A 996-nucleotide genomic window follows, 5' to 3' on the forward strand; every position below is an offset into this window, starting at 1 on the left:
TGCTCTGCTTCGCCACCGTAACACCCGGCCGTGCCGGCGTCACCGGCACCCGCGCCTTCATGATCGCCGCTGCCGACTGGCATCTGCACCCGGAGCGGGGGCCGGGCCTGCGCATCCGCCAGCTGATGATCTCCACGATGGCCGCCGAGACCGCCATGCTGCGCACCTTCACCGGCTGGCTGGCACCGACCACGGTGTTTTCCAGCTACAACGGCCGCAGCTACGACGCGCCACTGCTGAAGACCCGCTTCCGGCTCGCACGGCAGGGCGATCCGATCACCGCGCTGGACCACATCGACCTGTTGTACCCGACCCGTCGGCGTTATCGCGGGGTCTGGGAAAACTGCCGGCTGGCGACCATCGAACGGCAGCTGCTGAAAGTGGTGCGCGAGGATGACCTGCCCGGTTCGGAAGCCCCTTCCGCCTGGCTGCGCTTCCTGCGCGGCGGCGATGCGGTGAACCTGCGGCGGGTGGTCGAACACAACCACCAGGACGTGGTGACGCTTGCACAGTTGTTCCTGGCGCTGGTGGAACAGCAGGCGCAGGCCGATGTGCCACCGCCGGTGAACTGCCTGCCGTTGCAGGCCGGGTGAGCGACCGTTTACCCGACGTTGACGGCGCATGGCGCCTGATGGCGGCTCATGCCATTTGTCCATCGACCCGGGAGGTTTGCCATGCGTTCGAATCGTTGGTTGTTGCTCAGCTGTCTGCTGCCGTTGGCCGCATGCAGCAGTACGCCGTCCAGTGCAGATACGGCGCCGACCAACCCGAAGCCGGAAGTAGCGGGCGTCGGCAGCCATTGCCATGCCGACACGCTGACCGCGCTGAGCGGCCAGATGGCCAGCCAGGAGGTCATCGACCGTGCGGTGCGCGATGCCGGGGCGCGGACCATCCGGGTGGTCAAGCCGGGCATGGCGGTCACCATGGATTACCGCGAAGACCGCGTTACCGTCCGCGTGGACGAGCAGAACAAGATCATTTCAGCCAGCTGCGGCT

The 996-nt window shown here is 67.0% G+C and carries 2 protein-coding genes; both read left to right on the top strand.

What is annotated here, in order from left to right; all coding sequences use genetic code 11:
* Nucleotides 1-593, top strand: a 593-nt coding sequence (locus ABB28_RS17535; protein ID WP_161809888.1) for a ribonuclease H-like domain-containing protein, incomplete at its 5' end; no start/stop codon positions are given.
* 81 nt (nucleotides 594-674) lie between these two features.
* Nucleotides 675-996, top strand: a 322-nt coding sequence (locus ABB28_RS17540) for an I78 family peptidase inhibitor (RefSeq protein WP_057508953.1), incomplete at its 3' end; no start/stop codon positions are given.

It is taken from the genome of Stenotrophomonas chelatiphaga (assembly GCF_001431535.1).
Classification (GTDB): domain Bacteria; phylum Pseudomonadota; class Gammaproteobacteria; order Xanthomonadales; family Xanthomonadaceae; genus Stenotrophomonas; species Stenotrophomonas chelatiphaga.